The sequence below is a fragment of the Dolichospermum sp. UHCC 0352 genome (assembly GCF_009711925.1).
Classification (GTDB): Bacteria; Cyanobacteriota; Cyanobacteriia; order Cyanobacteriales; family Nostocaceae; genus Dolichospermum; species Dolichospermum lemmermannii.
Genome location: NZ_VIKY01000313.1, coordinates 1 through 8,832 on the forward strand (window position 1 = coordinate 1; position 8,832 = coordinate 8,832).

Genomic DNA, 8,832 nt, shown 5'->3' on the forward strand with positions numbered 1-8,832 from the left:
TCCAAATGCTTCGCCCCTACTAACAACTAACAACTAACAACGGACAACTAACAACGGACAACTGTACGGGCGAAGCATTTGGAGGACTATTTTTGGCAATGACCGATAATTTATCTTCCAAATGCTTCGCCCCTACTGACAACGGACAACTAACAACGGACAACGGACAACGGACAAATTATGATTGATAGTGAACAAGTTCGTAAAGTTGCTAATCTCGCTCGTTTAGAATTAACAGCAGATGAAGAAGCACAATTTACTACTCAACTGGGTAGTATTCTGGATTATATAGAACAACTCAATCAACTGGATGTCACCAATGTAATACCGACAACCAGAGCTATTGATGTTAGCAATATTACCAGAGAAGATATTCTTCAACCCTGTCCTGACAGAGAAGCAATCCTCAGCAGTGCGCCTCAACAGGAAGGTGATTTTTTCCGAGTTCCCAAAATTCTTAATGCTGATTAGTTAGGAACTGACTGAAGATATAGGAAAGAATCTTTTCCTTTCTCTTCAATTTCTACTGCAATATCAACACAAAAGAGTAGAGACGCTCCGAGGAACGTCTCTACATCCCCGTAGGGACAGGGGATTAGGGGATTAGGTTTTTGGGTATGAGTTTAATATAGCAGATGATTTTTTATTTGCCAAGTATTTGACAACTATTTTCCGTATACTAATGTCAAAAAAACCGAGTTGTATTTTTTCGAACCGGACAACTAGTAGTCTGTCAATCCAAAAATGACGGGTAAAGGCAAGCAGGGGGAGAAGAGGGGGTATTCCGACTGGCACATTACACGCTATTGTAATTTATCAAGCTAAATCGAGTTTAGAAGAGTGGAAAAATCCCTAAAAATGGAGATCAAGAGGGTTGACATTTGCTTTTAAATTTGTTATCATGAAATTGATAAGGAAGAACTGTCTCGCCATAAATAATTTAACTACCATAAAAAATACCCATCCAGTCATTGCGCTAGGTGGGTATTAATCAAATAAGGGCAGGAATTCCCCGCCCTTTGTGAAACTACTTGCTTTCAGTAAAATCAGCATCAATGACATCATCACCAGAAGGAGCAGAACCACCGCTTGGAGGTTCAGCACCAGCAGCGCCAGCAGCATCACCAGCTTGTTGATAGATATTGCTACCAATAGCAAACAGAGCTTGTTGCAGTTCTGGCATTAACTTCTGGATTTGAGCATCATCTTCTTTCGCAACTGCTTCTTTTACTTCCTTGACCAAACCTTCAACCTTAGTCTTATCAGCAGCGGGGACTTTATCACCCAACTCTTCCAACTGCTTTTCAGCTTGATAAGCTAAAGAATCAGCTTGGTTTTTGCGTTCAATTTTCTCACGACGTTCCTTATCAGAAGAAGCGTTTTGTTCAGCTTCTCTGACCATGCGTTCTACATCATTCTTATCCAGAGTAGAAGCACCAGTGATACTAATAGATTGTTCCTTACCAGTTCCCTTATCCTTAGCCGCAACGTTGAGAATACCGTTAGCGTCAATATCAAAAGTCACTTCAATTTGGGGAACACCACGGGGAGCAGGAGGAATACCATCCAAACGGAAAGTTCCTAAACTCTTATTATCATTGGCAAATTCTCTCTCACCTTGGAGAACGTGAATTTCCACATTACCTTGTCCGTCCACCGCAGTAGAGAACACTTCTGATTTTTTGGTAGGAATTGTAGTGTTGCGAGGAATAATCTTAGTCATTACCCCACCCAAGGTTTCTACACCCAAGGATAATGGTGTTACGTCTAACAACAAGATACCTGTAACATCACCAGCCAAAACACCCGCTTGAATAGCAGCACCAACAGCTACCACTTCATCAGGGTTAACAGTTTGGTTAGGTTCTTTACCTAACACCCGTTTAACCACATCTTGAACAGCGGGAATCCGGGTAGAACCACCAACGAGAACAACTTCGTCAATATTGGTCTTATTTAACTTCGCACCTTTGAGCGCATCTTCCACAGGAATGCGGCAACGGTCAATTAAATCAGAACAAAGTTCTTCAAACTTAGCGCGAGTTAAAGTTGTATCTAAATGCTTGGGACCCTCTTGGGTAGCGGTAATAAATGGCAGGTTAATTTCTGCCTGGCTAACGCTAGAAAGTTCAATTTTAGCTTTTTCTGCCGCTTCAGTCAGACGTTGTAAAGCTTGTTTGTCTTTACGCAGGTCAATCCCTTCGTCTTTTTTGAACTTTTCCGCTAAGAAATCAACGATTTTTTTATCAAAGTCGTCACCACCCAGGTGAGTATCCCCAGATGTTGATAATACTTCAAATACACCATCACCTACTTCCAGAACAGATACGTCGAAAGTACCACCACCCAAGTCAAATACGAGGATAGTTTCATTGCTCTTTTTATCAAAACCATAAGCTAAGGAAGCAGCGGTAGGTTCGTTGATAATGCGGAGAACGTCAATACCAGCGATTTTTCCCGCGTCTTTTGTGGCTTGACGTTGGGAGTCGTTGAAGTAAGCAGGAACGGTAATTACAGCTTGGGTAACGGTTTCACCCAGGTATTTACTAGCATCTTCCACTAATTTGCGAAGAACCTTCGCAGAAATTTCTTCAGGTGCAAATTGTTTACCAGCACCGGGAGAATCTACTTTAACGTTACCGCCGCTACTGAGAACTTTATAAGAAACTTCTGTAGCTTCATTGGTAATCTCTTCAAAACGACGACCGATAAAGCGTTTTACAGAATAAAAAGTATTTTCGGGGTTCATTACCGCTTGGCGTTTAGCGATTTGACCAACTAAATTGTCGCCATTTTTGGCAAACGCAACTACTGAGGGTGTTGTCCGAAAACCTTCTGCATTAGCGATAACGGTGGGTTTACCACCTTCCATTACTGCCACGCAGGAGTTTGTCGTACCTAAATCAATTCCAACTACCTTTGCCATTTTGGGTGTTTGCTCCGTATAAAATTACTAAATGAACTCAGAGAGAATATAAAATTGCATTAACTAAATGTCAATAACAAACCGATTCAAATTTCCCAACTCTGTACGCATAATGTATTGCTCCGAAGAGCCTCCCATTTCTGGGGTAATGTTAGCTGAATGCCTCCGGCACGCTTGCGCGAACGTCAATGTTTTAAGAGCTTGTTAGGCTTGCAACACTGTTTCAGTGACCTTGAAACTGTTTAATCACAAGCGACAGAGCAGGGAACTAGCTACGCATTCCAGGGTGTCGTGACTCAAAAAACGTAGTCAGTGAAGACTTAGACTGGTCAGTACAGCTTGCTTGATTACTTTTGCAAGCTCAGTCCCTTTAGGGCTGGGTTACTGACATAAACTCAGTGGTATTCCATGAAGGGTGGTTTACCGAACCGTTAGGGGAACGGTGAATTTTATAAATTATGTCTAGTGGGTTCATGGATTTATGTGCTTTCACATTGACTAATGTATGGTAATTAATACTTTGAGGAATTGGGGTGAACCGTAACTTTATAGTCGTATTTGCCGTCAAACCCTGTCGGGAATTAAAAATTAAGAATTAAAAATTAAAAATGATACCCCTTACTCCGTAATAAGGGGCTTGGTAATTGTCAATTATTTACGAAGCAGGACGTTCCCCTTGTTGAAACTTCAGCCATGCCTGTTGCAAGTCCGTTGGGGCAGGATTGGTGACATCATAAATGACAATTACATTAGTCAAAGGTCTACCGGCAGGAACTATAATATTAGTCTTGTTGGCTAAGGCTCTAGATGCTCCACCATCTAAATTCATAGCTTCATAACAACCAATCGCTTTCATTGCCTCCGCCTCTTGTTGTAAAGTGAGGTTAATTTCAAAATTGGCTAAAATCAGTTTTGTGCCGTCCTGGGTAAAACCAATTGCTGTTCGGGCGCTATTACCTAAAACAGCAGGATCTTTAAAACCTTCAATCCTGGGGTTTAACCGGATTTCCCCTTGTCGCAATAATCTTGGTCCACAAGTTAGGGAAAACCAATGTTTATTCCATTCTGGTTTGCCGTCTATTCTGGCTGTCACCATTTCTGGTTTATTACCGACTCCTAATCCCAAAGTAGTCCCAAAGTTTTCCCAACGACTGTATTTCACAAAATTTCCCCCGGCTACCATGTTACCCATAACCGTTTTTTGGGGATTTTTGGCAAAAAATGTGCCGTTAGCAACTACGGCAGCCTTATAACGCGCCACTAATTTACTAAATTCTTCATCACCACTGGTTTTTTGAATGGTATTCGCAAAAGCGGCGTTTTTGGCTAAACCCATGGTGATAAAGGTTTTTGGATCTGTGAGGTCAACTATGGTTTGATAAAAAGGAATACCATTAATTTGACTTTTGTTTACCTGTACAGTTTGGGCATAACTAGGTAATGTTAAGGTTAATCCTTGTGCTAAGGTTGCCCCACCAAGGAATAAAAAGGATCTGCGGCTGATTTTGCTAATTGTCATAATTGAGTAGTCTGACAAAATTAAATTCATTTGTTGAGAGAGGGAACAGGGAGCAGGGAACAGGGAACAGGGAACAGGTAATTGGTAATTGGTAAGTGGTAAGTGGTGAAAACTATTCTTCTTTGTTCCTCCTAACTCCTGCCTCCTGACTCCTGACTCCTGACTCCTATATCTTATGAACAATCGGTATATTATTTTTCACAAGCCCTATGGGGTTTTGAGCCAATTTACCCAAGAAAGTCCCAAACATATCACTCTGAAAGAGTATATAGATGTTCCCGATGTCTATGCTGTGGGGCGTTTAGATTGGGATAGTGAGGGGTTGCTGTTGTTAACAAATGATGGACAGTTACAGCATCGTCTAGCACATCCGCGTTTTGGTCATCAACGTACCTATTGGGCGCAGGTGGAACGCATTCCTGATCTTGATGCAATCTATAAGCTACAAAGTGGGGTAGAAATTCAAGATTACCGGACTCGACCTGCTCAAGTTAGGTTATTGTTAGAAGAACCATCCGTAGTCCAACGCATTCCACCGATTAGATTTCGCAAAAGTATTCCCACTGCTTGGCTAGAAATGACCCTAACTGAAGGTAAAAACCGCCAAGTCCGTCGCATGACGGCTGCTGTCGGTTTTCCGACTTTGCGGTTAATCAGAATAAGTATTGGTAATATTCAATTAGATGATTTATCACCAGGACAATGGCGAGAACTCACTTCCTTAGAAGTCACAAGATTAAATCATTCACCGGAAAGATAGATTAAGGGACTGTAATACCAGTATACAAAAGAGTGTTAACAATACCACTTAATTCTCAAGTTACATAATTTTAGTCATTTAATTCTGTCCCGTTGGAATGTTCGTGGCTAGAGAGACTGAAAGCACCTTAGCAGGAAAATCAAGGAACTCCCACTATGCTGATTTGCCCCCAGTGTAAATTTGAAAACCCTGATAGTAATAAGTTTTGTCAAAGCTGTGGTACATCCTTAGCTCATAAAATCTGCTCTGAATGCAGTGCCGATATAGCTTTAGATGCACAGTATTGTTATAAATGTGGTGCAGAATCTAGCACAGTTTGGTACGCGCTCATTACTCACGCAGTAGATCAGGTAGTTTCTGTTATGGCAAAAACTGCGGAATTAACCCAAAATTTAGAAAATATAGCGGACGAGAGTGGTGATTATAGTCCGTTTTCCAAATTTGTTTTAGATTCTTATTTAGATTCTCAGCAGCGTTATCGCTTATTAGAATCTCCACAAGTGATTGGGGATTATAGAGAAGTCAAGGTTCTAGATTGCCAACCTTACGAAATATCACTGATTGGGGCCATGCTTGAGCATGAAACTAAGATCGATACAATGACAATTCCGGATCTAGCGCCAGCTTATCTAGAATTGCAGATGAAGATCCACCCAGGAATACCCAAAATTCATGATGCTTGGCAGCAAGATGATCTGCAAATAGTCTTGTTGGCAGATAGATCCAATTATCCTATGTTGCTTGATGTTTGGCAAAAAGACACAACCAGCCCGGTGGAAATCTTACATTGGTTTGATCAGATGACTCAACTTTGGGAGTTACTCGAAGCTGTGAATTGTCGCCAAAGTTTGTTGGAGTTATCAAATTTGCGGTTAGATGAAGACCAGGCTTTGGTATTACAAAAGTTATATCCTGATGATGAGAAGCTCTTAACTATTAAAAGTTTGGGTCAGATGTGGCAAACTTTGTTTAGAGAATCCCAATGCACTCAATTTGGCTGTGTGGTAGAGATATTAGAGGATATAGAATCTGGGAATATTCAAACTCTGACACAATTGCGAACTGCTTGTAGCAGAGCTAGTTCCCTCCAGAACGCTCCGCGAACGCTATCGGAGTTAGAAAAAACAGCAGAAATATTTACTCAGGAAAAACTCAATGCTTCTTCAACTATTTTGCAACTAGGTGATGAAACGGAAACCAAGACTGATGATGCCCCAACTGTGGTGCTATCCATGCAGCTAAGTAGCTTGGAATATGCAGCATCTACTGATGTTGGTCGTCAACGCAATCACAATGAAGACTATTTTTGTGTTGATAGTCAGGTTCACAAGGTAGAATTACCAAGAAATAGCACGATTACAGCACAGGGTTTATATATTCTTTGTGATGGTATGGGTGGTCATGCTGGAGGTGAAGTAGCCAGTGAATTAGCGGTGAAGACTATCCGTAAATATTTCCAAGAAACCTGGGTAAATACAGAATTACCTCGGAGGGAATGTATCCGTCATGCGGTTTATTTAGCTAATCAAGCTATTTATGAGCTTAATCAAAAAGAAGCCCGTTCCGGTATTGGTCGCATGGGTACTACTTTGGTCATGCTGTTACTTCAGGATAATCAGGCCGCAATTGCTCATGTGGGAGATAGTCGTGTTTATTGCCTGACCCGCAAGCAAGGACTAGAACAAATAACTGTAGATCATGAAGTTGGTCAACGAGAAATTGCTAGGGGGATAGAACCGAGTGTCGCTTATGGACGTGCAGATGCTTACCAACTTACCCAAGCTCTGGGTCCACGCAATGAAGATTATCTCCATCCTGATGTGACGTTCTTTGAGATCAATGAAGATATGCTTCTGGTATTGGTATCAGATGGTTTATCAGATAATGACTGTCTAGAAACTCATTGGCAAACTCATCTTCAACCCTTATTAAGTTCTGCTAGTAACTTAGAAACGGGTATTCAAAATTTAATTGAATTGGGCAATGAACATAACGGTCATGATAATATTACAGCTATACTGGTACGGGTGAAAGTCCGCCCATCTCAGCAAAGTTGCTTATAAAATTAGTTTTTTGATCTTAAATTTTAGGTTGTATTGTGATTACTCTGACCCTATTAGAAAAAAGCACACAAACACCGCTTAAACAGTGGTGCTTTGAGGGTTCTACCGTCGTTCGCATCGGTCGGGCGGTAGATAATCACGTTATTTTGGCTGAAAATTTAGTTTCTCGGTATCATTTAGAACTGAAATTAGTTACTAATGCCGGAGGAGATGATTGGGAATTAATTAGTCACGGGACTAATGGCACTTTCCTCAATGGCTCTTTGGTGACTAAATGTATCGTTCCTGATAATTCTTTACTGCTATTAGCTCAAGGTGGTCCTCTACTCAAGGTACAGATTCAGGAATTATCTTCTCTACTTATCCAACCTTCACCGTCAGGAGATGGGGAAATTAGTCAGAAGATAACCCCAGAATACTCCAGCACTGGTTGTACTCATGAGGGGAATCATCCCCAGAATGTATTTTGTGTTCACTGTGGTCAACCAATTTTGGTACAAAAGACTATTCGTCATTATCAGGTATTACGCACTATTGGCAAGGGTGGCATGGGTACTACCTATTTAGCTTGGGATAGTGTTGGTGAAATTACTGGTGTACCACAATTACTGGTAATCAAACAGATGAATGCTGATATGGTGAAAATTCCCAAGGCTCAAGAGTTATTCATGCGAGAAGCTAGTATTCTCAAGCATCTTAATCATGCAGGAGTTCCCAAATATTATGACTTTTTTGTGGAAGATGGTAAAAAATACTTGGCTATGGAGTTAATTCATGGACAAGATTTAGACAAACGAATTCGCTTAACTGGGCCTGTAACTCCGAAACAGGCGATCGCTTGGATGGTACAAACTTGTGATATTCTAGATTATCTTCATCACCAACAAACACCACTAATTCACAGGGATATTAAGCCGGCTAATTTAATGGTGCGTGGTGGTAATAATAGTATTGTGGTGTTGGATTTTGGTGCTGTTAAGGAAATTGGCACAAAACCAGGGACCAGAATCGGTGCTGAAGGCTTTTGCGCTCCTGAACAGGAACGGGGACAACCTCTTACCCAATCTGATTTATATGCTATTGGTCCGACGTTAATTTTTTTATTAACCGGGGAAAATCCTTTAAAATTTTATCGGCAAAGGGGACGGAATTTTCGGTTTGAGGTTAAAGGTATTCCCACAATCACTGATCAATTAAGACAGGTAATTGAGTGTGTGACAGAACCTTTACCACGCGATCGCTATCATACTGCAAAAGATTTGGCTCAAGCATTAAGATCAGTCAGCAGTTAGCAAAATCTGGTGAGCGGTTAACTTCAATTCAGGAAAAATCTGGGAAATTATTGGCTCATTGTCTCTAAATTGGTTAATTTCATACTCATCACCAATTAGAGAACAAACTGATATGGTAGGTTGTTTTGGTTCACCAACGAATTTACCAGCGCCAAAAGGTTGATCATCAACAATCCAGTATTCTTTAATTCCCATTTCTTCATAATCACCAAATAGAACGAAAGGCACGGAAGCCACTTGGCAATAGATGCGTGGAGGAAGTGCCAACGGCG

Annotated in this window: 8 protein-coding genes; 4 read left to right on the forward strand and 4 right to left on the reverse strand. The window is 41.0% G+C overall.

Annotated elements, in window-relative coordinates:
* Positions 1 to 19: 19 nt before the first annotated feature.
* Positions 20 to 163, reverse strand: a complete 144-nt coding sequence (locus FJR06_RS22555) for a hypothetical protein (RefSeq protein ID WP_168652310.1) — start codon at positions 161 to 163, stop codon at positions 20 to 22.
* 17 nt (positions 164 to 180) lie between these two features.
* On the opposite strand from FJR06_RS22555, the gene gatC reads away from it, so the two are divergent.
* Complete coding sequence (gatC, locus tag FJR06_RS22560; RefSeq protein WP_015083410.1) at positions 181 to 471, forward strand: Asp-tRNA(Asn)/Glu-tRNA(Gln) amidotransferase subunit GatC; 291 nt, start codon at positions 181 to 183, stop codon at positions 469 to 471.
* A gap of 556 nt (positions 472 to 1,027) precedes the next feature.
* Here gatC and dnaK read toward each other — a convergent pair.
* Both dnaK and FJR06_RS22570 read right to left on the reverse strand, forming a co-directional pair.
* Entirely contained in the window at positions 1,028 to 2,926 is a 1,899-nt protein-coding gene (dnaK, locus tag FJR06_RS22565; protein ID WP_168631942.1) for a molecular chaperone DnaK, read from the reverse strand.
* 655 nt (positions 2,927 to 3,581) lie between these two features.
* Positions 3,582 to 4,445: a phosphodiester glycosidase family protein gene (locus FJR06_RS22570; protein ID WP_168652312.1), complete on the reverse strand. Its 864-nt coding sequence runs from the start codon at positions 4,443 to 4,445 to the stop codon at positions 3,582 to 3,584.
* Between the two features lie 175 nt (positions 4,446 to 4,620).
* Here FJR06_RS22570 and FJR06_RS22575 point away from each other — a divergent pair, with 175 nt between their 5' ends.
* The 3 genes from FJR06_RS22575 (at position 4,621) to FJR06_RS22585 (ending at position 8,560) form a co-directional block, all read left to right on the forward strand.
* Positions 4,621 to 5,205, forward strand: a complete 585-nt coding sequence (locus tag FJR06_RS22575; protein WP_168631943.1) for an rRNA large subunit pseudouridine synthase E — start codon at positions 4,621 to 4,623, stop codon at positions 5,203 to 5,205.
* 155 nt (positions 5,206 to 5,360) lie between these two features.
* Complete coding sequence (locus FJR06_RS22580; protein ID WP_168652311.1) at positions 5,361 to 7,268, forward strand: serine/threonine phosphatase; 1,908 nt, start codon at positions 5,361 to 5,363, stop codon at positions 7,266 to 7,268.
* Positions 7,269 to 7,303: 35 nt separating this feature from the next.
* Positions 7,304 to 8,560 (forward strand): protein kinase, encoded by a 1,257-nt coding sequence (locus FJR06_RS22585; RefSeq protein ID WP_015083415.1) that lies wholly within the window; start codon positions 7,304 to 7,306, stop codon positions 8,558 to 8,560.
* On the opposite strand, the gene FJR06_RS22590 is transcribed toward FJR06_RS22585, so the two are convergent.
* Positions 8,546 to 8,832 (reverse strand): Uma2 family endonuclease (locus FJR06_RS22590; protein WP_174783521.1); only part of this gene is annotated, 287 nt, incomplete at its 5' end. The genes FJR06_RS22585 and FJR06_RS22590 overlap by 15 nt on opposite strands.